General features: G+C 60.7%; 19 protein-coding genes. 7 read left to right on the top strand and 12 right to left on the bottom strand.

Annotation, left to right across the window (positions count from 1 at the left end):
- The first annotated feature begins 3 nt into the window (after positions 1-3).
- Together PSH80_RS23540 and PSH80_RS23535 are read left to right on the top strand one after the other, a co-directional pair.
- Complete coding sequence (locus PSH80_RS23540; protein ID WP_169989750.1) at positions 4-936, top strand: siderophore ABC transporter substrate-binding protein; 933 nt, start codon at positions 4-6, stop codon at positions 934-936.
- 65 nt (positions 937-1001) lie between these two features.
- Positions 1002-3185 (top strand): TonB-dependent receptor, encoded by a 2184-nt coding sequence (locus PSH80_RS23535; protein ID WP_370693709.1) that lies wholly within the window; start codon positions 1002-1004, stop codon positions 3183-3185.
- Between the two features lie 444 nt (positions 3186-3629).
- Here the strand turns inward: PSH80_RS23535 and PSH80_RS23530 are convergent, their stop codons facing one another.
- The 9 genes from PSH80_RS23530 to PSH80_RS23490 all read right to left on the bottom strand — a co-directional run bounded on the left by PSH80_RS23530 (position 3630) and on the right by PSH80_RS23490 (position 12971).
- Positions 3630-4388, bottom strand: a complete 759-nt coding sequence (locus tag PSH80_RS23530) for an XRE family transcriptional regulator (RefSeq protein WP_128593451.1) — start codon at positions 4386-4388, stop codon at positions 3630-3632.
- 225 nt (positions 4389-4613) lie between these two features.
- The gene (gene ppa, locus PSH80_RS23525; protein WP_003176323.1) at positions 4614-5141 is read right to left on the bottom strand and encodes an inorganic diphosphatase; all 528 of its coding nucleotides are present in this window, start codon (positions 5139-5141) and stop codon (positions 4614-4616) included.
- Between the two features lie 111 nt (positions 5142-5252).
- Positions 5253-6065 carry a zinc-dependent peptidase gene (locus tag PSH80_RS23520; RefSeq protein WP_057438989.1) on the bottom strand — a complete coding sequence of 271 codons (813 nt, stop codon included), beginning with the start codon at positions 6063-6065 and terminating at the stop codon, positions 5253-5255.
- 6 nt (positions 6066-6071) lie between these two features.
- Positions 6072-6728, bottom strand: coding sequence for a DedA family protein (locus PSH80_RS23515; protein ID WP_038443607.1), 657 nt, complete (start codon positions 6726-6728; stop codon positions 6072-6074).
- Positions 6729-7027: 299 nt separating this feature from the next.
- A complete protein-coding gene (locus PSH80_RS23510) occupies positions 7028-7486 on the bottom strand; it encodes an N-acetyltransferase (protein WP_057438990.1) in 459 nt (152 codons plus the stop codon).
- Between the two features lie 105 nt (positions 7487-7591).
- On the bottom strand, positions 7592-8431 hold the full coding sequence (gene eutC, locus PSH80_RS23505; RefSeq protein ID WP_057438991.1) for an ethanolamine ammonia-lyase subunit EutC: 840 nt from the start codon (positions 8429-8431) through the stop codon (positions 7592-7594).
- Positions 8428-9822, bottom strand: coding sequence for an ethanolamine ammonia-lyase subunit EutB (locus PSH80_RS23500; RefSeq protein WP_120734203.1), 1395 nt, complete (start codon positions 9820-9822; stop codon positions 8428-8430). The genes eutC and PSH80_RS23500 overlap by 4 nt, the downstream gene beginning before the upstream one ends.
- A 51-nt stretch (positions 9823-9873) precedes the next feature.
- Complete coding sequence (eat, locus tag PSH80_RS23495; RefSeq protein ID WP_057438992.1) at positions 9874-11307, bottom strand: ethanolamine permease; 1434 nt, start codon at positions 11305-11307, stop codon at positions 9874-9876.
- 143 nt (positions 11308-11450) lie between these two features.
- A complete protein-coding gene (locus PSH80_RS23490) occupies positions 11451-12971 on the bottom strand; it encodes an aldehyde dehydrogenase family protein (protein WP_057438993.1) in 1521 nt (506 codons plus the stop codon).
- A 291-nt stretch (positions 12972-13262) separates the two neighbouring features.
- Here PSH80_RS23490 and PSH80_RS23485 point away from each other — a divergent pair, with 291 nt between their 5' ends.
- From PSH80_RS23485 to PSH80_RS23465, 5 genes are all read left to right on the top strand, one after another.
- A complete protein-coding gene (locus PSH80_RS23485) occupies positions 13263-15176 on the top strand; it encodes a sigma-54-dependent Fis family transcriptional regulator (protein ID WP_169989733.1) in 1914 nt (637 codons plus the stop codon).
- A gap of 402 nt (positions 15177-15578) precedes the next feature.
- Entirely contained in the window at positions 15579-16694 is a 1116-nt protein-coding gene (locus PSH80_RS23480) for a hypothetical protein (RefSeq protein WP_305418483.1), read from the top strand.
- Positions 16695-16966: 272 nt separating this feature from the next.
- Positions 16967-18316, top strand: coding sequence for a UDP-N-acetylmuramate:L-alanyl-gamma-D-glutamyl-meso-diaminopimelate ligase (gene mpl / locus PSH80_RS23475; RefSeq protein ID WP_057960713.1), 1350 nt, complete (start codon positions 16967-16969; stop codon positions 18314-18316).
- Positions 18313-18942 carry a flavin prenyltransferase UbiX gene (ubiX, locus tag PSH80_RS23470; protein ID WP_038443595.1) on the top strand — a complete coding sequence of 210 codons (630 nt, stop codon included), beginning with the start codon at positions 18313-18315 and terminating at the stop codon, positions 18940-18942. Before mpl ends, ubiX begins: the two co-directional genes overlap by 4 nt.
- Complete coding sequence (locus PSH80_RS23465; protein ID WP_128593935.1) at positions 18935-19219, top strand: YceK/YidQ family lipoprotein; 285 nt, start codon at positions 18935-18937, stop codon at positions 19217-19219. Before ubiX ends, PSH80_RS23465 begins: the two co-directional genes overlap by 8 nt.
- Before the next feature lie 127 nt (positions 19220-19346).
- On the opposite strand, the gene PSH80_RS23460 is transcribed toward PSH80_RS23465, so the two are convergent.
- The 3 genes from PSH80_RS23460 to PSH80_RS23450 all read right to left on the bottom strand — a co-directional run bounded on the left by PSH80_RS23460 (position 19347) and on the right by PSH80_RS23450 (position 22329).
- Positions 19347-19988, bottom strand: coding sequence for an oxidoreductase (locus PSH80_RS23460; protein WP_057960711.1), 642 nt, complete (start codon positions 19986-19988; stop codon positions 19347-19349).
- A gap of 28 nt (positions 19989-20016) precedes the next feature.
- Positions 20017-21735, bottom strand: coding sequence for a C13 family peptidase (locus PSH80_RS23455; protein WP_057960710.1), 1719 nt, complete (start codon positions 21733-21735; stop codon positions 20017-20019).
- Between the two features lie 138 nt (positions 21736-21873).
- A complete protein-coding gene (locus tag PSH80_RS23450; RefSeq protein ID WP_029292272.1) occupies positions 21874-22329 on the bottom strand; it encodes a MaoC family dehydratase in 456 nt (151 codons plus the stop codon).
- Between the last annotated feature and the right edge of the window lie 140 nt (positions 22330-22469).

The raw sequence follows: 22469 nt of genomic DNA, 5'->3' as shown, positions 1-22469 counted from the left end.
CCCATGAACCGGACACATACAGCCTGGGCCTACGCCCTGTTACTGGCCGCGCTTGGCGCAGGGCCGGCTTCGGCCGCCGCCCCGATCAGCGTGCCCCACGCGTTGGGCAGCACACTGATCCAGCCGCCCGTACAGCGCGTGGTGGCCCTGGACATGAACGAAGTGGATTTTCTCGACCAACTGGGCGTACCGGTGGCCGGTATGCCCAAGGACTTCGTGCCGCAGTTCCTGCAACGCTACAAGAACGACGCGGCGGTGGTGGACACCGGCGCCATCGTCCAGCCGAACCTGGAGCGGGTGCACGCGGCCAAGCCGGACCTGATCCTGATCACCTCGCTGCAGGCCCCGCACTACGGCGAACTCAGCGAGATCGCGCCCACCGTGCATTTCGACGTGGATTACCGCGACAGCCAGAAGCGCCATATCGAAGTAATCAAGCAGCACCTGCTGACCCTCGGGCAGATCTTCGCCAAGCCGGCCCTGGCACAACAACAGGTTGCCGCCCTCGACGCCAAGGTTGCAGAAGCGAAACGCATCACCGCCGACCGCCCCGAACGCGCCCTGGTGGTGCTGCATAACAACGGCGCGTTCAGCTCGTTTGGCGTGCAATCGCGCTACGGCTTTGTGTTCACCGAGCTGGGCGTGAAACCGGCCAGCCCGACCGCCGAGGCCGGCTTGCATGGCCAGCCGATTTCCAGTGAATTCATCCAGCAGGCCAACCCGGACATTCTCTACGTAGTTGATCGCACGGCCGTCATGGAGCATCGCCCGTTGCTGAATGCGCAAACCCTGGGCAACCCGTTGTTGCGCCAGACCAATGCCTGGAAAACCGGGCGCGTGGTGTTTGTCGATGCCGATGCCTGGTACGTCATGGCGGCCAGCCCTAGCTCGATCAAGCAAGTGATCGCCGATGTGATCCAGGGCTATCAACCCTGATTCCAGGCGTTAACCCCGCTTCAAGCTGCCAATACTAAAAAACATCCCACCTTACGGAGCCTTCCATGACTCACCGTACACGTACCCCTGTGCCCGCTCGTCCGGGCTTTACCTCCATGGCCTTGCTCGGCCTGGCAATCAGCAGCGCCCCCGCGTTCGCCGAAGAACTCGCGCAAGCCGAAGAAAACCGCGTGTCTACCTTGCCGGCGATTCGCGTCGAGGGTGAAATGCCGGCCGCCGACCTGCCGCTGAGCTACGCCGGTGACCAGGTGGCGTATGGCAGCCGGCTCGGCCTGCTGGGCAACAAGGACTTTATGGAAACGCCGTTCAGCACCATCAGCTACACGGAAAAGTTCATTGCCGACCGCCAGGCCCAGACCGTCACCGATGTGATCGCCGCGACCGACCCAGCGGTGTTCAGCAATGGCCTGAAGGGTACCTACAGCGAGAACTATTCGATCCGTGGTTTTGCCACCAGCATCAGCGACGTGACCATCGACGGCCTGTTTGGCGTGGCGCCGTACTACCGCATTTCGCCGGAGATGTACGAGCGCATCGAAGTGTTGAAAGGCCCGTCGGCGCTGCTCAACGGCATGCCGCCAGGCGGTTCGGTGGGAGGCATGGTCAACCTGGTGCCCAAGCGTGCCGGTGCTGAGCCGCTGACGCGCTTTACCACCACCTACATGTCCGAGGCGCAGTTTGGCGGCCACCTCGACGTAGGCCGTCGCTTTGGCGATGAGCAGCAATTTGGCGTGCGCTTCAACGGTGTGTACCGCGATGGCGACACAGCGACCGAGCAGCAACAGCAGAAAGCGCAGTTGAATTCGTTGGGCCTGGATTGGCGCGGTGAGCGGGCGCGGCTGTCGGCCGACCTCTACAACAGCGAAGACCGCGTGCGCGGGCAAAACCGTGGGATCAGCCTGGCGGCGAATGTGGCCGTGCCCAAGCCGCCGAAGTCGGACACTTTACTCAACCCGGACTGGGCGTTTGTCGATACCAAGGATCAGGGCGCGATTGTGCGCGGCGAATTCGACCTGACTGAGCAACTGTTGGCCTATGCGGCGTTCGGCGCCAGCGAGACCCACTACCGCTACAGCGGCGCGATGTCGGCCCAGGTGATCAACAATGCGGGGGATTTGAAGACCAGCATGGGCCAACTGAAGATGGACATCGAGAAAACCTCGGGCGAGGCGGGGCTCAAGGGCAAATGGCAGACCGGGCCGATCGGGCACCAGTGGGTGGTCAATGCCACGCGGTATGCCGACAAGCAAAAGGACTATGGCCGGCGTTGGGTGCCCGGTGCGGATTGGCTGACCAATATCTATCACCCGACCTGGGGGCCGGAGGCGCCGCGCAGCTTTGCGCCGGTGGCACACACCGAATCCACGCTGACCAGCTACGGCGTGGCGGACACCTTGTCGGTCCTTGACGACAAGGTGCAACTGACCCTTGGCGTGCGCCGCCAGAACGTGGTCACGGACACCTTCAATACCACCACCGGCGCGCGTAACAAGCCCGGCTATGACGAAAGCGCAACAACACCCGCCGCAGCCGTGGTGGTCAAGCTCACGGAACAGGTTTCGGTGTATGCCAACTACATCGAGGGCCTGAGCAAAGGCGCGATGGCGCCGATGACGGCAGCTAACTACGGCGACGTTTTTGCCCCGTACAAATCCAAGCAGAAGGAAATCGGCCTCAAGCTCGACCTGGGCACGTTCACCCACACCCTCAGCCTGTATCAGATCGAGCGCCCGGGCAGCTCGACCGATCCGGTGACCAACGTGTTCTCCTTTGGTGGCGAACAGCGCAACCGAGGCATCGAGTGGGGCTTCTTCGGCTCGCCCATCGACGACGTCCGCCTGATGGGCGGCGTTGCCCATGTTGATCCGAAGATCACCAAATCGCCAGGCGGCGATGACGAAGGCAAGACGGCCACCGGGTTGCCCAAGCTGCAAGGCAAGCTCGGCGCGGAATGGGACACGCCACTGGTGCCGGGCCTGACCCTGACCGCCAACGCGACGGCGGTTTCCCAGCAATACATCAGTGATGACAACTCGCAGTCGATCCCCGGCTACACCATTTTCGACCTGGGCTCGCGGTATGCAATGCAGGTCGCCGGGCGACCGGTGACCCTGCGTGGCACGGTGACCAACGTCACTGACAAGGCGTACTGGGGCATGCCGCTGACGTCCAGCCTGGGCCTGGGCGCGCCGCGCACGTACGAGTTGTCGGCGACCGTGGATTTTTGATGCTTTAGCAAGAGTAAAACTTCAACCTGTGGCGAGGGAGCAAACTCCCTCGCCACACAGCTATTCAGAATGCGACTCTTTTTCCCCCCATTTGTCCCCCCCGCTTCATCGTCGGATGAGGTCAAATGGCGTTGAACGCCATTGGACAGGGACGAACCTGAAACGCCCGTTATAGCTAAGTTATCGGCAGGACTCTCGGATGGAATAGGTTTATTTCGGACAATTAAAAAGCCGGCTTGTGGCCGGCTTCTCGGGGACTGGTTAAGTCTATTTTTGGTAAACCTCACCAGCCTTCAATTGTTCACTCAAGCGCTCGCCCAAGTGATAGAGGGGGGGCATCAGCGGGAACTCCTCCGCATCGCCGGGCAGGGTGTGCTGGCTTCACGCCAACCCCTGCCAAATGTGCCGCGCATGATACTCACATTCCCCGCAGTTTCCCAGCGTCTAGTCTGATTTAGAGCCGTCGTAGCCTGTCAAGTGTTCGTCCAGCGGGACCGGTGGGCGGCGGTTGTTGAGGGTGGACCACCAGAATACCCAGCCCAGGATGTGTACGTTTTGCTCGAAGCGCTGGTCGTAGGTCAGGAATTCGTCGGGGTGTTCGCTGTTGTTGTGGCTGCGCATGCGCAGGCCGCCGCCGGGGCGGTTGTAGAGGTATTTGATGCGTAGCATGCCGTGGTGTTCGAGGGCGTAGATTTCGCCGTCGATGATTTGGGTGCGGCCGCGGTCGATGGCGAGGATGGCGCCATCCTGGATGATGTCGATCATGCTGTTGCCGACCATGTAGGCCCCCAGGGCGCGGTCTGCGGTGACGTTGAGTTGTTCCAGGGTGCGCAGGGAGAGGCGCAGGCTTTCCTGGGAGTTGAATGAGGCGTGGAGGGGGATCTCCACGTCGATCTTTTCCGGGCCGCTATTGGGGCCGCAGAGGTAATGGCCGCAGTCTTCGCGGGCGGTAGCGCTGTTTCCGTGGTTGGGGCCTTCCAGCTGGAGGTTGGTCGGCGGGTGTTTAGGGCCTTCGCCGGTACGTAGCCAGCGGCTGGTGACACACAGCAGTTCTGCTATTTCGTCGAGCCGGGCCAAGGGCACGCCGCGCTTGAACCAGTTGTTCACATGCTGGGGCGTGACGTCGCGATTCTTGGCGAAGTCGGATGCGGAAAGATGAACTTCCCGAAGTAACATTCTTAAGCGATCACCTGATGTATTCATAAACGCAGAGTTTACTGTCCGGAAAACAAGATCAAATAAACCATGCGTTGAGTTGGTGTATGTAGGTGTTTCCTTATTGCAAGTAAAATCTTGTCCGGATTCTATCTAGTTAAACGTTAGTTGTTGTTTTGTTTATTTAATTGAACTTGTTGTTTATTTTTTCCCACAAAAAAAGCCCCGAGTGATCGGGGCTTTTTTAGATTGCCGTGGCAATGAGTAGCGGTATCAGCCTTTGTAGGCAGCTACCGACTTCATGATCTCGGCACGGGCGGCGTCTGCGTTGCCCCAACCGTCGATCTTCACCCATTTGCCTTTTTCGAGGTCTTTGTAGTTCTCGAAGAAGTGCTTGATCTGCTCCAGCAACAGCGGCGGCAGGTCGGTGTATTCCTTCACATCGACGTACAGCTGGGACAGCTTGTCGTGTGGCACTGCGATGACTTTGGCATCGCCGCCGCCGTCGTCGGTCATGTTCAGGATGCCAACCGGGCGGGCGCGGATGACCGAGCCTGGGGTGACCGGGTAAGGGGTCACGACCAGCACGTCGAGGGGGTCGCCGTCGTCAGCCAGGGTGTTGGGGATAAAACCGTAGTTGGCCGGGTAGAACATCGGGGTGGCCATGAAACGGTCAACGAACAGGCAGTCGCTGTCTTTGTCGATTTCGTACTTGATCGGCGCATGGTTGGCCGGAATCTCGATGGCGACGTAGATGTCGTTCGGCAGGTCTTTGCCAGCCGGAATCTTGCTATAGCTCATTGGGCGTTGCCCCCGTAGTTGGCCAAGTAAATTGGCCGGATTGGCCTAAAAGTGGCGGCGATTATAGGCATATTCCTGCGCCGATGCCACGCGCCAGACGTCGTACGGTACTTAGCCTTCAGTCTGATAGCGCGGGTCGCTGGCTTGCAGATGTTTCAGGCGTGCCAGTGGATCCTGGCGGTAAAACTGGCTCAGTTGCCCGTAGACCTGTGGATAACTGTCCACCAGCAAATCCGGGGCGCTGAAAAAATATTCGCTGGTGACCGCAAAAAACTCTGCCGGGTTTTCCGCGGCATACGGGTCGATGGCGGTTTCGGCGTCGGGGTTGTGGTCGAGCTGGCGGTTGAGGTCATCAAACGCGCTCTGCATCACGCTGGCCCACTCCTGGACGCGCATGTCGCTGTGCAGCGGCGGCAGGCCGTTGGCGTCGCCATTGAGCATGTCGAGCTTATGCGCCAGTTCGTGGATCACCAGGTTGTAGCCTTCCCAATTGCCGCTGGCCAGTACGCCCGGCCAGGCGAGGATCACCGGGCCTTGCTGCCAGGCTTCGCCGCTGTGCTCGCCATCCCATTCATGTTCCACGCCGCTGGCGTCGCGATGGCGCTGGGGGCTGCGAAAGTCATCGGGGTAGAGAATGATTTCATGGAAGCCCTGGTACCACTCCAACTCGCCCAGGTTCATCAGCGGCAGTTGGGCCTGGGCGGCGAGCAGTAGGCGTTGTTCCTGGTGCAGATCGACGCCGGGCAGGGCAGTCAGGTGTTTTTCGGCGAGGAACAGCACGCTGGCCTCACGTAACCATTGGTCCTGTTCGGCGCTGATGCCGTCGAGGAAGGTCAGGTGATGGCGCACCCGTTGCCACGTTTCATCGGCAACCGGGTGCTTGGCCAGGAGGCGCCGGCGACGCCAGGCGCTGAGGGACCACATGGCCGATCAGTGCGGCTTGGCTTCGGAGGAGGTGCGGCCAAAGCGGCTGCGGGCCACGCCAATGATCATTGGCACCAGCGACAGCAGGATGATGAACACCACCAGCAGCGACAGGTTTTTCTTGATGAACGGTACGTTACCGAAGAAGTAGCCGAGGGTGACCAGGCCACCGACCCAGAGGATGGTGCCCAGCACGCTGAAGCCGAAAAAGCGCGGATACGGCATTTTGGCGACACCGGCGACGAACGGCGCGAAGGTGCGCAGGATCGGCAGGAAGCGCGCCAGGGTCACGGTTTTGCCGCCGTGCTTGTCGTAGAAGTCGTGGGTCTTTTGCAGGTAGTCGCGGCGGAAGATTTTCGAATTGGGGTTGCTGAACAAGCGTTCCCCGGCGGTGCGGCCGATCACATAGTTGGTGCTGTCACCGAGGATCGCCGCCAGCATCAGCAGGCCGCCCAGCAGGACCGGGTCCATGCCGCCACCGGCAGCGACGGCGCCCGCAATAAACAGCAGGGAATCGCCGGGCAGGAACGGCATGACCACCAGGCCGGTTTCGCAAAAAATCACCAGGAACAGGATGGCGTAGATCCACGGACCGTAATTGGTTACCAGCAAGTCGAGGTACACGTCGAGATGCAGGATAAGGTCGAGCGGGTTGAAATCCATGGATGGCACCTGTGTGAATGGCCCGACTCAGCGGGCCTGTGCGGAGGCTTCGGGCAATAAGGCTACGTGTGTATGCCGTTTTTCCTACAACCCTAAAACGTCGGCATTATACGGACTGAGTGATGAAAAGCGTGCTGGTTTTGTAGCGGGGGATGTCGCGGCTATTCTGGCTAGCACTGATCCAAATGTGGGAGCGGGCTTGCTCGCGATAACGGTGGGTCAGTTAAAAATACATCAACTGAACCACCGCTATCGCGAGCAAGCCCGCACACATTTTTTGGGTGTTTGGGCGAATGGCTTCAGTCTTCGCTGATCGGCAATGTGTAGTTCTTGAACTCGGTATCTTCGCGAAAGCCCATGGACTCATAGGTCTTCTGCGCCACCGCGTTATTACTGCTGGTGGACACGCGCAAACGCACGGCATTGGTTTCCTTGGCCATTTTTTTCGCGGCGCGCATCAGGTTGTCGGCCACCAGTTGGCGGCGGGCGTCCTCGGCGACGTAGATGTCATTGAGGATCCACACCCGTTTCAACGACAGCGAAGAAAAGCTCGGATACAGCTGGCAGAAGCCCAGCAGCTTGCTGTCGTCGTCATCCGGCAGCGCCAGGTAGATCACCGACTCCTTGCGCCGCAGACGCTTCTCCAGAAACGCCCGGGAGGAGTCCGGAAAGGGCAGCGCGCCATAGAACTCGCGGTATTTGACGAATAATGGGGTCAACAGGTCCAGGTGTTCCAGAGTCGCTTGAGTAATCCGCATGCTAGGCCTCAACTTCTATAGGAATACAACGGCAAACGGTCCATTACTCGGGCGCCCGCTGCTTGATGCTGCCTAAAGCGGTGAAAAATCGCAATCGTGCCGGCATCAGTCCTTGGTTGGGCTGAGCAGGAAATTGCCTTTCATCAGGTCCGGATCATCCGATTCCAGGGTCTGAACCTGCGCCTCATCCTTCAGATTGACCCCCGACAACTGCCGCCGACAGGCCTCGCGCATCAGGTACAGCAGGCGGTGCGCGGCCATGCCGTAGCTCAGACCCTCCAGGCGCACATTGGAAATACAGTTGCGGTAGGCGTCGGTCAGGCCGACCTTGGGGTTATAGGTGAAGTACAGCCCCAGGCTGTCCGGCGAGCTGAGCCCTGGCCGCTCGCCGATCAGGATCACCACCATTTTTGCCCCGAGTAACTGGCCGATCTCATCGGCCACCGCCACCCGGCCTTGTTCCACCAGGATCACCGGCGACAAGGACCAGCCTTCAGCGTGGGTCTGTTCTTCCATGCGTGTCAGAAACGGCACGGTGTGTTTATGCACCGCCAGCGCCGATAAACCATCGGCCACTACCACCGCCAGGTCCACACCGCCCGGGTTGGCCTGGGCGTAGTCGCGCAGGGTCTGGGCCGACTCATCGCTCAGGCGCCGTCCCAGGTCCGGGCGTTGCAGGTAGCTGTGGCGGTCGGGCGCGGCGCTGTGCAGCAACAGGCTATCGCGGCCGCGCTCGGCCATCTGGCTGCTCAGGCCGGTATGGTCAAACGGTAGGTGTACCGCGTCGCGGGCCTGGGCATGGGCGAACTGGAAGTCCAGTTGCGCGCCGGTGGGAATACTGGTGCCGGTGCGGCCCAGGGCGATTCGCGCCGGGGTCAGGCGCCGCAGCTCCAGCCAGGGGTTATCGCTTTCAGGTGTGTCGATTTGCACTGGAGGCTCCTTCATCCCAATTGCGCCAAGGCGTGGCGGAAGGCCGGCGGCAGGGTGTTGCCAAACCGCACCTTGCCATCGGCTTGCGTGAAGATGCCCATTTTCGCCAGCCACTGCTCAAACTCCGGCGCGGGCTTTAAACCCAGGGTTTGCCTGGCGTACAGCGCGTCGTGGAAGGACGTGGTCTGGTAGTTGAGCATGATGTCGTCGGAACCCGGGATGCCCATGATGAAGTTGATTCCGGCTACGCCCAGCAAGGTCAGCAGGGTGTCCATATCGTCCTGGTCGGCTTCGGCATGGTTGGTGTAGCAGATGTCGCAACCCATGGGCACGCCGAGCAGCTTGCCGCAGAAATGGTCTTCGAGGCCGGCGCGGATGATTTGCTTGCCGTTGTACAGGTACTCGGGGCCGATAAAACCGACCACCGTGTTGACCAAAAATGGCTTGAAGTGCCGCGCCACTGCATAGGCACGGGTTTCGCAGGTTTGTTGATCAATCCCGAAATGCGCGTTGGCCGACAGGGCGCTGCCCTGGCCCGTCTCGAAATACATCAGGTTTTGCCCCAGAGTCCCGCGATTCAGGCTCAGGCCTGCGTCGTAGCCTTCCTGCAGCACATTCAGGTTGATCCCGAAGCTGGCGTTGGCCGCCTCGGTGCCGGCGATCGACTGGAACACCAGGTCCAGCGGCACGCCGCGGTTGATCGCTTCGATGGAGGTGGTGACGTGGGTCAGCACACAGGCCTGGGTCGGGATCTCGTAGCGCTGGATGATCGCGTCGAGCATTTCCAGCATGGCGCAAATCGAGGCGATGCTGTCGGTGGCCGGGTTGATGCCGATCATGGCGTCGCCGTTGCCGTACAGCAGCCCATCGAGGATGCTCGCGGCGATGCCCGCCGGTTCATCCGTCGGATGGTTAGGTTGCAGGCGCGTGGACAAGCGCCCGCGCAGGCCCATGGTGCCGCGAAACTGGGTGACGACGCGGATCTTCTGCGCCACCAGCACCAGGTCCTGCACACGCATGATCTTCGACACGGCGGCGGCCATTTCCGGGGTCAACCCCGGCGCCAGTGCACGCAGGCTGTGTTCGTCGGCCGCGTCACTGAGTAGCCAGTCCCGCAGCCCGCCGACGGTCAGGTGGCTGACCACGGCAAAGGCCTGCTGGTCGTGGGTGTCGATGATCAGCCGGGTGACTTCGTCGCTTTCGTAGGGGATCAGCGCCTCTTCCAGGAAGTGCTTCAACGGGATATTGGCCAGGGCCATTTGCGCCGCCACACGTTCGCCGTCGTTCTGTGCGGCGACGCCGGCGAGAAAATCCCCGGAGCGGGCGGGACTGGCCTTGGCCATCACGTCCTTGAGGCTGTCGAAACGGTAGGTCAATGCACCGACCGAGTGGGAAAAACTTGCCATACAGACTCTCCATGACGACGCGGGCGGTGGCCCGCGCCGTGGTTTACGGCGTTAGTGCAAGGCGGCCTCTGCGGCCTGGATCGCCGCGAACTCTTCTTCCGGCGTGCCTGCTACCAAGTGATGCCGACTGTAGAAAGCGAAGTAAGCAATTAATACTCCATAGATGATCGCCGCGCCAATCACCACGCGCGGATCCACCAGGAAGCCCGCCACCACGGCGATGCAGGCCAGTATCAGGGCCAGGCCCGAGGTGAAGATGCCGCCCGGCGTGCGGTATGGGCGCTCCATTTTGGGGCGACGGATGCGCAGGGTGATGTGCGCGGCCATCATCAGCACGTAGGAAATGGTCGCGCCAAACACCGCCACCAGGATCAGCAGGTCGCCCTGGCCGGTCAGCGACAGGCCAAAACCGATGATCCCGGGAATGACCAGGGCCAGCACCGGTGCCTTGCTTTTATTGGTTTGCGACAGTTTGCGCGGCAGGTAGCCAGCGCGGGACAGGGCGAAAATCTGCCGGGAGTAGGCATAGATGATCGAGAAGAAGCTCGCGATCAGTCCGGCCAGGCCCACCAGGTTGACGAAGCTGCCCATCCAGGTCGAGCCACCGTAGGCCAGGGCCAGGGATTCCACCAACGGGTTGCCGGACTTGATCAGCGCCAGGGTGCCGGCGCCGCCGGGGGCAATCACCAGGATCAGCAGGGCAAAGCTGGTGAGCACCACAATCGCGCCGATCAGGCCGCGGGGCAGGTCGCGCTTGGGGTTCTTGGTTTCTTCGGCAGCCAGGGGCACGCCTTCGACGGCGAGGAAGAACCAGATCGCATAAGGAATCGCGGCCCACACGCCGACATAGCCGAACGGCAGGAAACTGCTGGCGCCCTTGGCTTCGGTCACGGGAATGTCCAGCAGATTGGCGACGTTGAAGTGCGGCACCATCGCCACCAGGAACACGCCCAGGGCAATTGCGGCGACGGCGGTAATCACAAACATCAACTTCAGCGCTTCACCGACGCCAAAGATATGGATGCCGATAAAGATGATGTAGAACGCCAGGTAGATCATCCAGCCGCCAATGCCGAACAGTGATTCGCAATAGGCGCCGATAAACACCGCGATGGCGGCGGGGGCGATGGCGTATTCGATCAGGATCGCCGTGCCGGTGAGAAATCCTCCCCAGGGGCCGAAGGCGCTGCGGGCAAAACCATAGCCGCCACCGGCGGTAGGGATCATGGAGGACAGTTCGGCCAGGGAGAAACACATGCACAAGTACATGGTGGCCATCAGGAGTGTGGCGAGGAACATCCCGCCCCAGCCGCCTTGGGCCAGGCCGAAGTTCCAGCCGGCGTAGTCGCCGGAAATGACATAGGCAACGCCGAGGCCGACTAATAGCACCCAGCCGGCGGCGCCTTTTTTCAATTCTCGTTGTTGGAAGTATTCGGAGCCGACTTTTTCGAAGTCGACGGAGGATCCTGTCGGTTCGCTAGGCATGGGAAAGTACCTTGTTTTTATTGTTTTAACTCGGCGGATGTCTGCCGAATGCACGTCGCAACTATTGATGAAGATCCAAGTGTGGGAGCGAGCAAGCCCGCTCCCACATTTAATTGCATTTCAAGTGTGGGAGCGGGGGAGGGTTAGAAGAAACCCAGTGGGTTGATGTCGTAGCTCACCAGCAGGTTCTTGGTCTGCTGATAGTGATCCAGCATCATCTTGTGCGTCTCACGGCCCACACCGGACTTCTTGTAACCACCAAACGCGGCATGCGCCGGGTACAGGTGGTAGCAGTTGGTCCACACACGCCCGGCCTTGATCGCCCGGCCCATGCGGTAGGCGCGGTTGATGTCGCGGGTCCACAAGCCGGCACCCAGGCCAAACTCGGTGTCGTTGGCGATCGCCAGGGCTTCGGCTTCGTCCTTGAAGGTGGTGATGCTCACCACCGGGCCAAAGATTTCTTCCTGGAACACACGCATCTTGTTGGTGCCCTTGAGCAGGGTCGGCTGGATGTAATAGCCGGTTGCCAGGTCGCCGGTCAGCTTCTCCACTTTGCCGCCAGTCAGCAGCTCGGCGCCTTCGCCCTTGGCGATTTCCAGGTACGACAGGATCTTGTCGAACTGTTGCTCGGACGCCTGGGCGCCCACCATGGTGTCGGTGTCCAGCGGGTCGCCACGCTTGATCGACTCGACCTTCTTCATCACCACCTTCATGAAGTCGTCGTAGATCGACTCTTCCACCAGCGCGCGGGATGGGCAGGTGCACACTTCGCCCTGGTTGAAGAACGCCAGCACCAGGCCTTCGGCGGCCTTTTCGATAAATTGCGGTTCGGCTTTCATGATGTCGGCGAAGAAGATGTTCGGCGACTTGCCGCCCAGCTCAACGGTGGACGGAATAATGTTTTCGGCCGCGCAATGCATGATGTGCGAACCCACCGGCGTGGAGCCAGTAAAGGCGATCTTGGCGATGCGCTTGCTGGTCGCCAGGGCTTCGCCCGCTTCCTTGCCGAAGCCGTGCACCACGTTCAGCACGCCCGGTGGCAGCAGGTCGCCGATCACTTCCATCAGCACGTTGATGCCCAGCGGGGTCTGCTCGGCAGGCTTGAGTACCACGCAGTTGCCGGCGGCCAGGGCGGGCGCGAGTTTCCAGGCGGCCATCAGCAGCGGGAAGTTCCACGGGATGATCTGCCCGACCACACCCAGGGGCTCGTGGAAGTGATAGGCGGCGGTGTGTTCGTTGATCTCGGCGCTGCTGCCTTCCTGGGCGCGGATGCAGCCGGCGAAGTAGCGGAAGTGGTCAGCGGCCAGGGGGATATCGGCGTTGAGGGTTTCGCGTACGGCCTTGCCGTTGTCCCAGGTTTCGGTAATGGCCAGCAGTTCGAGGTTCTGTTCGATGCGGTCGGCGATTTTCAGCAGCACCAGCGAGCGGTCCTGGGCCGAGGTCTTGCCCCAGGCATCAGCGGCGGCGTGGGCGGCGTCCAGTGCCTTGTCGATATCTTTGGCAGTGGAACGTGGGAATTCGGCGATGGGCTTGCCGTTTACCGGCGAAGTATTGGTGAAGTAGTTGCCATCTATCGGGGCCACAAACTCGCCACCGATGTAGTTACCGTACTTGGCCTTGAACGAAACGATAGCGCCTTCAGTACCGGGGTGTGCATAACGCATGGTGGGTATCTCCTGACTTCTTATGTTTATTGGAGTGCAGCGTGGCTGCGCTTGATAAAGCGTAGAGCAAAGGTCGGGCCAGTGCCCTCCAGGCCAGGTAAATCAAGGCTTTAGGGTTTGTTGCAAGGCGTTGCTGTGACAGCTTTGGGACAGTCGGGGTGACAGTTTGTGCCACCGGCGATACAACCTGTGACCCATGGGTCGCCCCGGGATTGCAATGCGCCAAGGCGTGGAGGATGCTGGGCGTCCCGGTCCGCGGTGTGTCCCACGCAACAGGAGAACAATAAGAAGATGCAAAACGATCATTTCAGCCGCCATGCCCGGCAAGTCCTGACGGTCACCCGTGGGCAAGACCCGCTGCACGGTCCCGGCAGCGATCCCTCGATTGCCCGTTCCTGGCTGCGCTGCCTGGAGGACTATCACCTCGACCCGGCACTGACCATTGCCCCCACGGTGCTGGAGCACGATCGCCTGCTGGAAAGCCGCGAGCGCCTGCAGCAGGTGCTGCACATCGCCGGCACCGAAATGAACAATTTGCATCAACAGCTTTCCGGCGCCGGGCACGCGGTGCTGTTGACCGATGCGCGTGGGGTGATCCTCAACTGCGTCACCGCGCCTAGCGAGCGCAAGGTGTTCGAGCATGCCGGCCTATGGCTCGGCGCTGACTGGAGCGAGGCCTGCGAAGGCACCAACGGCATCGGCACCTGCCTGGTGGAGCGCCAGGCCCTGACCATTCATCGCGACGAACACTTTCGCGGGCGCCACACCGGCCTGACCTGTTCCGCCAGCCCGGTATTCGACCCCCATGGCGACCTGCTGGCAGTGTTGGACGTGTCCTCGGCCCGTGAGGCGGTATCGCGTCAGAGCCAGTTCCATACCATGGCGCTGGTCAATCTGTCGGCGAAGATGATCGAGAGCTGCTACTTCCTGCGCCACTTTGAAAACCACTGGTTGCTGCGTTTCCACCTGCAGGCCGAATCCGTGGGCCTGTTCAGCGAAGGGCTGCTGGCGTTCGACGGTGAAGGGCGGATCTGTGCGCTCAACCAAAGCGCGCAGAATCTGCTGGGGCTGCCACGCGGGCGTTTGCTGGGCCTGCCGGTGGAGATGTTTTTCGACTGCCGCCTGGATGACTTGCTCGGCCGCGCCAGTGCCAACGCCAGCGCCAGTTGGCCCCTGCGCACCCGCGATGGGCGCAGCCTGTTCGCGGTGTTGCGCGGCGAGGCCCGGCGGGCGCCCGGCCCACGGGTTCCGGTGCCGGCCAAGGTCGAGCGGCCGCGCGTGCCGGGCATCTGCCTGGGCGATGAGGCGCTGCAGAATGACTTTCGCAAGGCCCTGCGGGTCTTTGAACGCGACGTGCCGCTGCTGATCAATGGCGAAACCGGCTCCGGCAAGGAGGCATTCGCCAAAGCCGTGCACCATGCCAGCCAGCGTGCCGACAAACCCTTCGTCGCCCTGAACTGCGCGGCCATCCCAGAGAGCCTGATCGAGAGCGAATTGTTCGGTTATCGCGGTGGCAGTTTCACCGGCTCCCGCAAGGAAGGCATGCGCGGCAAGCTGCAACAGGCCGATGGCGGCACCTTGTTCCTCGATGAAATCGGCGATATGCCGCTGGCGTTGCAGACCCGGTTGCTAAGAGTGTTGGAAGACCGGCTGGTGGTGCCCATTGGGGGTGAGCCGCAAGCGGTGGACGTGCGGGTGATCAGCGCGACGCACCGCAACTTGCAGGAACGTGTGCGTGACGCCAGTTTCCGCGAGGACTTGTATTATCGGCTCAATGGCCTGGAAATCGCCTTGCCGCCGTTGCGCGAGCGCAGTGACAAGTCGCAGTTGCTGGACTTTCTCCTGGCGCAGGAAGCGCAGGGGCAGACAATCGTACTTGATGACGATGCGCGTCAGGCACTGTTGGACTTCTCGTGGCCGGGTAACGTGCGACAGATGCGCACGGTGTTGCGTACGTTGGCTGCACTCTGCGAGGGCGCACGGGTCGGGTTGAGCGATTTGCCTGCGATAATTGGCCGGGTGCCTGTCCAGGCGCGAACCGTCGTCAAGCAGCCGTTGGAAGATGCCGAGCGGCTGGCATTGCTGAATATGCTGGAGCAGCAGCGCTGGCATATGACCCTTGCTGCAGAGCAGTTGGGCATTAGCCGCAATACGCTGTACCGCAAGCTGCGCAAGCATGGAATTGCGTTGCGTTCTGCGGGCTGAGCGAGGGTAAAGACCGCTCCTGTGCTTTGACGTCTGTGCTGATCAATTCGCCCTCATGATCTCTGTTCAATGGGCATGGGTGTAATAGGGGTTAATATATTTGTTGTGAAGTTGTGTGTGTTTGCTAGCGTGCTGGTTGCGACTTGGCGGGGTGATTATTTAATGCATTTATTGTTTTTAAGTGTTGGCATGATTCGTCGGTGTGAAAAGTGTTGCGGTTGAGGTGTGACGCTATTGGTTGTAATGGTTCATTTAATTTGTGTGTTGTGTGGAACTGAAGTCTGCCTATCTCATACTCAAGTGGAAAGGATGGTTCATCGTTTATGATGCTTTGACACTAGGGATGAATAAAATTGATAGTAATCACGTCGTTGACGTGTTTTTTACTATATAGGTGGCAATATGAATATTTCAGGTTTTCCTGTTTCGGTTCCGTTGCACGTGAATGATCCCGTGGATGGCTTGCCCCGGCAACAGGCATCAGCCGTTACGAAAAGTGCGTCCTACTTTGATGAAACGGCGCAAACTCCGGACACCCAGGCGTCCAGCGAGGCGAACAGTACGGGTGAAAATTCGGGTGAAGGCGCCGTGCGAGTCAGGCGCGGGTTTGGATCCCCTCGCCTTCCTCGACCGTTTTCCAGCGCAGGATCAAAGGCCCTTAAAGTCCCCTCTAACGGGATCGCCGGTAAATTTGTACAGACAGCGTCAGTAAAGCCCAATGTGGCTCCCCGTCCGACTGCAGGGGCCTCGAACAGCAAGGGGATAGCTAACTTCAGGGACATTGTGTTCAAAACGCAGCACCCTGGCGCCTCACTGCCCGTTGGGCCCAAGCCCGTGGTTGCGCAACCCAAGACATTTGGCGATGTTGCCACCAATCTGATTGCGGCTGATCGCCTGGTCAAGGCCGGTGTGTTTAAAACCGATACACCTTTGAAAACTGTAGCTCGCGATGCTTTTGTGAATGCGTCCGTAAATGGCCTGGTTAGTACTCCGTTGAGTATTGGTACTTATGCCGGATCGGTTTGGAGCGGTGAAACCATCAAGGGTAGCTTTAGCGCCACTACCCCATTATTGCCCCCGGCCCACCAGCCGGCTCCGAGTCAGCAATCCAATGGCGTTACGCCAGCGGCAGGCGGTACAGGAGAGCAAGACGCCACAATGATTAAGTTGCGGTTGGATAATGCCGAGACAAAGTTGCTGTACGCGGTTAACACTATTCAACTGCTGGCTGAGGGAGGGGATGGTGAGGCTCTTACGAAAGATCCGAACTGGCCAACCGAGACAAATGCGCGTATCAAACTTGAGGAGCTGTACAGCGCAGCAGAGAAAAATATGGAGCTGACGGCTGCGGAAAACGGTTTTATTTTCAAGCCGTATAAAGAAGAATCAGTGGTCGAGCCTAAAACTGTTACCAGTCGCCTGGATGTACTTGATAAAAGGAACGAGACAATCAATAACTTCATTGCAAGGATGGTTGCCATTCGGGAAGTGGAAACACAAAAGGCAAGAAAGAGATAGTTTGATAGTGGTCTGTCTGCTTTTGGTTCGGTGGTTTGAGTTCGGTTGTATGTTTTACTAAGTAGCAGCTGTCAGGCCCGGTATTTTGCGGGAGTTCTTAAATGCCGGGCTTGATTCCAGTGTACTGAATTGCAAAAAGAGTAGAAAAGTCCCTCGACTGTTTATCAGTGAGCGCCACGCTCAGTGGCGGAAAAGATCGCACGCTAATCGCTAAAAGAGTGCGAATTTTCCCACCCTAAGCTAACCTGCCTCGATGTTTTACGAGGTCGACTATGCACATTCATATTCTCGGTATTTGCGGCACCTTCATGGGCTCAATGGCGGTCCTGGCCAAAGAGCTGGGGCATCACGTCACCGGCTCCGATGCCAATGTCTATCCGCCCATGAGCACGCAGTTGCAGGCCCAGGGCATTGAGCTGACCCAGGGTTACGACCCGGCGCAATTCGATCCGGTCCCGGACCTGGTGGTGATCGGCAATGCCATGTCCCGTGGCAACCCTGCCGTGGAGTACGTGCTGAACAAAGGCCTGCCCTATGTGTCCGGCCCGCAATGGCTGGCCGATCACGTGCTGCAGGGCCGCTGGGTGCTGGCGGTAGCCGGTACCCATGGCAAGACCACCACCAGCAGCATGCTGGCCTGGGTGTTGGAACATGCAGGCATGAGCCCCGGCTTCCTGATCGGCGGCGTGCCACAGAATTTCTCGGTGTCGGCGCGTTTGGGCGATACACCGTTTTTTGTGATCGAGGCCGATGAATACGACAGCGCCTTCTTCGACAAGCGCTCCAAGTTCGTTCACTACCGCCCGCGCACGGCGATTTTGAACAACCTGGAGTTCGATCATGCGGACATCTTCCCTGATCTGCCGGCCATCGAGCGGCAATTCCACCATCTGGTACGCACCATTCCCAGCGAAGGCCTGGTGATTCACCCCACCACCGAGCCGGCTTTGCAGCGCGTGATCGAGATGGGCTGCTGGACGCCGGTACAAACCACTGGCGCCGGCGGGCAGTGGCAGGTCAAGTTGTTGAGCGAGGATGGCAGCCAATTCGAAGTGCTGTTTGAGGGCGAGGCCCAAGGCATCGTCGATTGGGACATGACCGGCCAGCATAACGTCGCCAACGCCCTGGTGACCCTGGCTGCAGCCCGGCATGTCGGCGTGGTACCGGCCATGGGCATTGCCGCGCTGAGCGCGTTCAAGAGCGTCAAGCGGCGTATGGAAAAGGTCGCCGAAGTGAACGGGATTACCATCTACGACGACTTCGCCCACCACCCCACGGCGATCGCCACCACCCTCGACGGCCTGCGCAAGCGCGTTGGCGATGCGCCGGTGATTGCGATTATCGAGCCGCGGTCCAACTCCATGAAGCTGGGCGCGCACCGTGATGGCCTGCCGGAAAGCGTCAACGATGCCGACCAGGTGGTGTGGTACGCGCCAGCCAACCTGGGTTGGGACCTGGCAGCCGTGGCCAGGCTTTGCACGGTGCCGTCGATTGTCAGCGACTCCCTGGAAGGCATCATCGAACGGGTCAAAAGCCAGGCCAAGCCCGGTACCCACGTGGTGATCATGAGCAATGGCGGCTTTGGCGGCCTGCACGGCAAACTCGCCGAGGCGCTGCAATGAGCGGGCCGGAGCGCATCACGCTGGCGATGACCGGCGCCTCCGGCGCGCCCTATGGCTTGCGTTTGCTCGATTGCCTGGTGCGCGAAGACCGCGAGGTGCATTTCCTGATTTCCAAGGCCGCGCAATTGGTGATGGCCACCGAGACTGATGTTTCGCTGCCGCCCAAGGTGCAGATGATGCAGGCCTTCCTGACCGAATACACCGGTGCGGCGGCGGGGCAGATCAAGGTCTATGGCAAGGAAGACTGGATGTCGCCCGTGGCCTCCGGCTCCGGTGCGCCGGCGGCAATGGTGGTGGTGCCGTGTTCCACCGGCACCCTGTCGGCGATCGCCACCGGTGCCTGCAACAATCTGATCGAGCGCGCGGCGGACGTGACCTTGAAGGAGCGCCGCCAGTTGATCCTGGTGCCGCGCGAGGCGCCGTATTCGAGCATTCACCTGGAGCACATGCTCAAACTGTCGAATATGGGCGTGACCATCCTGCCGGCGTCGCCGGGCTTTTATCACCAGCCGCAGACCATTGATGACCTGGTGGATTTCGTGGTGGCACGGATTCTCAACTTGCTGAACATCCCCCAGGACATGTTGCCGCGCTGGGGTGAGCATCATTTGAGCAGCGATGAATAAAGTCCTGCTGATCGTGCTGGGCCTGCAACTGGCAGGCTGCGCCACCGTACGCACCCTGGATGCGGCGAAACCCGGTGCGCCGGTGGTGTATGCGGGCACGCGCCTGGATCTGTATGCGATGCAGGGTGGTTGCTGTGCCATGGACCGTTTTGGCGCCGAAGCGCCGAGCTACCCGGGCCTCGACCTGCCGGCCAGCGCGCTGCTCGACACGCTGCTGTTGCCGCTGTCGGCGTTGACGGTATTGGGGGTTGGGTTTAATGCGACGGGTGGGTTGTAGCCTGTGGCGATAGTTGTGGTCTGGGCGGGCCCCATCGCAGGCAAGCCAGCTCCCCCATTTGATCGGTGAATGCATTCATGGGGGAGCCGGGCTTGCCCGCGATGAGGCCCGCCCGGTCACCGCAGATTCACTTGCCGAGCTTACGCAACTCATCCGACTCGACAATCCGCACCCCGTCCTGCTCCTCCAGGGCCAGGCGCCACATGGCCCGGGCCAGCTCGCACACTTCGATGCCACGATACTTGCCGGGAATCAGCCGCGACAACGGCCCTGCGAGTTTCTCCGCCAAGCGTGTCTCCAGGCGCTCGCCCAGTAGCAGCGAGGGCCGCACGATGGTCAGTTGTGGCCAGCCCTGAGCCTGCAAGGCCTGCTCCATCTCACCCTTGACCCGGTTATAGAACACCGAGGATTTGGGGTCGGCGCCTATCGCGCTGATCACGATCAGGTGTCGTGCACCCATCTCCCGGGCGCGCTTGCCGAACGCCACCACCAGGTCCAGGTCTACGGCGCGGAACGCCTGCTCGGAACCTGCCTGCTTAAGCGTGGTGCCCAGGCAGCAGAAGGCCAGGTCGACCCGGCCGCTCAGTTGTGGCAGCAATACGCTGGGGTCGCCGACCAGGTTTTCCAGGCGCGGGTGTTCGGCCAGTGGCCGGCGGCTGGGCGCCAATACGCGGGTGACGGTAGGCTCGTTGAGCAGGCGGTCCAGCAGATGTTCCCCGGTCAAGCCCGAGGCTCCGGCAAGCAATATATGCTGAGGCGTCAAGTACATAGTATTTCCCCCTTGATACAGTTTCAGCTTAGTTGCTCTTTGCTTCCTTGCTATTGATAGAGACGCTTTCCAGCGCCTTTCGTGCCTGCTGTTTACGTAATTGTTGCCAACGGGCGATCACACTCTTGGGGGCCCAGATCTGTGGTTCGGAGGCTTCGAAGTTGTCCGCCATTTCCCGTTCGGTCACATGCCGTTGGGCCAGCTTGAAGGCGTGCAGCAAATCGTCGGTCTGGGTCAGGGCCTGGGCGAACAGGGCGTCGCCAAAGTAGGTGAAGTCGGCTTCTTCCGAGCAGCCAAACGACACGCGGTCGGCGCGGGAGGCGGTCATGATCAGGGTGTGTTCATCCTTGAGCGCCGGGATGAAACCGCCGGAGTAGCAGGCGGAAATCACGATGACTTTGTCGCGGTTTTTCAGCGGCGCCATCACCGCCGCCAGCTCGTCGCTCGGCAGGTCGGCCAGCTCCATGCGCGGTTGGTCGAGCACCAGTTGATGTTCGTGGGTGCCGTGGCTGGTCAGGTAGATAAACACCAGGTCTTCGGGGCCGGCGCGCTCGGCCAGGGTCTGCACGGCGCGGCGCAGGCTTTCGCGGGTCGCCATCGGGCGGTAGGCGATATGGTCGCGGTGGTTGACCAGGCGGATCTGCCCGCGGGCGCCGAAGCGGCTGCTCAGTAGGTTGCTGACGTAGTCGGCCTCGCGCAGGAATACGCTTTGCTTGCCGTCACCGGCCACCACCAGGCTGTACAGCTCGACAGCCGGGGTGGATGCCGGCACGGCGGCGAGGGCGTCGTCGAGCAAGCGGCCCTGGGCCAGCACCCCGACTTCCAGGGTGTCGGGCAACAGCTTGCCGTCGGCATCGCGTACGCGCAGGCCGTTGGCCCAAGTCCCTGCTTGCACCGTGCCATCGGTGAGTACCAGGGTGCCTTGGCCGTGATAGCTGTCGTTGTCGAAGCCGCCGATGTAGAAGCTGCCATCGCTGAGGTTCAGGCGCCCCTCACCGGTAAAGCGCCAGTCGCTGAAGTACCCGATGTAATGGCTGCCGTCCACGCCGGTCAGCTCACCCTTGCCGCTCAGGGCGCCTTCGCGGAACTCACCGGTCCACACGTCGCCGTCGGCGTTTTCGTAACGCCCCTTGCCGTTGAGTTGGTTCTGCTTGAAGTGGCCGACGTACATGTCGCCTTCGGCGCTGTTGAAGGTACCGTTGCCTTCCAGTTGGCCATTGACGAAACGGCCGCTGAACTGGTTGCCGCTGTCGTCGTTGCGCTGGCCTTCGCCGTTGGGCTTGCCGTGGGCAAATTGGCCCTGGTACTGGCTGCCGTCGGGCAGTTCCAGGCGGCCGAGGCCGGAGTATTGGTCGTCTTTGAATTCGCCGCGATAGGTCATTTGCCCCTCTTTGAGGGTGCCTTCGCCGTTGCGCCGGCCTTGCTTGAAGCCGCCGACGTAGGTGTTGGCCGCCGTGGTCAGGGTGCCCTGGCCATCGAACAGGCCCTGCTGGAACTGGCCTTTATAAACCTCGCCATTGCTGCCATGCCATTCGCCCTGGCCGTGCCATTGGCCTTTGTCGAATTGCCCGGCGTACCAACTGCCGTTGGGATAATCCACCCGGCCCTGGCCTTGCAGCAGCCCATCGACCACATCCCCGCGATAACGCCCGCCGTCCGGCAGCCGGGCGTCGGGCGGCAACAGGGATTCGCCGTCGCCGCAAGCGGTGAGCAACAAGGCGAGAGCAAGGGGGACGAGTGGGCGCATAGCGGGATCCGGGTAATTGAGCGCCGAGTATGCCGCAGCGGGGGAAGCTATACCTAGTGGTCTGTGTGCGAATAAGGACTTGTCGGCGATGGCGCGGCTGCTGGCGCTATCGCCGGCAGGCCGGCTCCTACAGGTGTGTCAGACGAAGCACAGTGACAGCGACTCGGCGATGTAGGCCGGTTTTTCCTGGCCGTCGATTTCCAGGGTGCAGGTGGCCTTGAGCAGCCACTGGCCAGGCTTTTTCTCGGTGGCGTCGGTGAGGGTCACCGCCAGGCGTACCTTGGAGTTGACTTTCACCGGCTGGATAAAGCGCACGCTGTCCAGGCCGTAGTTGACCGCCATCTTCAAACCCTCGGGCATGATCAGGATGTCTTCGATCAATTTGGGGATCAGCGACAGCGACAGAAAGCCATGGGCTATGGTGCTGCCAAACGGAGTCTGGGCGGCTTTTACCGGGTCGACGTGGATGAACTGAAAATCGCCGGTCGCTTCCGCGAACAGGTTGATACGCTCCTGGTCGATGGTGAGCCATGCGGAACGTCCCAGTTCCTTGCCGACATATTCATTGAGTTGCGCTACGGGTACAAAGGGCATTGCGACTCTCCTTGGTTCATCTATCTCTCCCTGGCGGCACGGGCACGCTGGCGCCGGCAGGGGGTTGTTGTTTTAGGTGGTTTGCAGAGAACCAATGTAGATCATCATGGGCAAATGGCCCGGTCAACCCACCATGCTTT

The organism is Pseudomonas sp. FP818 (genome assembly GCF_030687335.1).
Taxonomy (GTDB): domain Bacteria; phylum Pseudomonadota; class Gammaproteobacteria; order Pseudomonadales; family Pseudomonadaceae; genus Aquipseudomonas; species Aquipseudomonas shahriarae.
The sequence above is the reverse complement of the archived record's forward strand: the minus strand, read 5'-3'. Positions and strand labels throughout refer to the sequence as shown.

Coding starts and splice junctions, on each gene's coding strand:
- PSH80_RS23540 (WP_169989750.1), top strand. CDS start 4: ATGAACCGGACACATACAGCCTGGGCCTACGCCCTGTTACTGGCCGCG.
- PSH80_RS23535 (WP_370693709.1), top strand. CDS start 1,002: ATGACTCACCGTACACGTACCCCTGTGCCCGCTCGTCCGGGCTTTACC.
- PSH80_RS23530 (WP_128593451.1), bottom strand. CDS start 4,388: ATGAATACATCAGGTGATCGCTTAAGAATGTTACTTCGGGAAGTTCAT.
- ppa (WP_003176323.1), bottom strand. CDS start 5,141: ATGAGCTATAGCAAGATTCCGGCTGGCAAAGACCTGCCGAACGACATC.
- PSH80_RS23520 (WP_057438989.1), bottom strand. CDS start 6,065: ATGTGGTCCCTCAGCGCCTGGCGTCGCCGGCGCCTCCTGGCCAAGCAC.
- PSH80_RS23515 (WP_038443607.1), bottom strand. CDS start 6,728: ATGGATTTCAACCCGCTCGACCTTATCCTGCATCTCGACGTGTACCTC.
- PSH80_RS23510 (WP_057438990.1), bottom strand. CDS start 7,486: ATGCGGATTACTCAAGCGACTCTGGAACACCTGGACCTGTTGACCCCA.
- eutC (WP_057438991.1), bottom strand. CDS start 8,431: ATGAAGGAGCCTCCAGTGCAAATCGACACACCTGAAAGCGATAACCCC.
- PSH80_RS23500 (WP_120734203.1), bottom strand. CDS start 9,822: ATGGCAAGTTTTTCCCACTCGGTCGGTGCATTGACCTACCGTTTCGAC.
- eat (WP_057438992.1), bottom strand. CDS start 11,307: ATGCCTAGCGAACCGACAGGATCCTCCGTCGACTTCGAAAAAGTCGGC.
- PSH80_RS23490 (WP_057438993.1), bottom strand. CDS start 12,971: ATGCGTTATGCACACCCCGGTACTGAAGGCGCTATCGTTTCGTTCAAG.
- PSH80_RS23485 (WP_169989733.1), top strand. CDS start 13,263: ATGCAAAACGATCATTTCAGCCGCCATGCCCGGCAAGTCCTGACGGTC.
- PSH80_RS23480 (WP_305418483.1), top strand. CDS start 15,579: ATGAATATTTCAGGTTTTCCTGTTTCGGTTCCGTTGCACGTGAATGAT.
- mpl (WP_057960713.1), top strand. CDS start 16,967: ATGCACATTCATATTCTCGGTATTTGCGGCACCTTCATGGGCTCAATG.
- ubiX (WP_038443595.1), top strand. CDS start 18,313: ATGAGCGGGCCGGAGCGCATCACGCTGGCGATGACCGGCGCCTCCGGC.
- PSH80_RS23465 (WP_128593935.1), top strand. CDS start 18,935: ATGAATAAAGTCCTGCTGATCGTGCTGGGCCTGCAACTGGCAGGCTGC.
- PSH80_RS23460 (WP_057960711.1), bottom strand. CDS start 19,988: ATGTACTTGACGCCTCAGCATATATTGCTTGCCGGAGCCTCGGGCTTG.
- PSH80_RS23455 (WP_057960710.1), bottom strand. CDS start 21,735: ATGCGCCCACTCGTCCCCCTTGCTCTCGCCTTGTTGCTCACCGCTTGC.
- PSH80_RS23450 (WP_029292272.1), bottom strand. CDS start 22,329: ATGCCCTTTGTACCCGTAGCGCAACTCAATGAATATGTCGGCAAGGAA.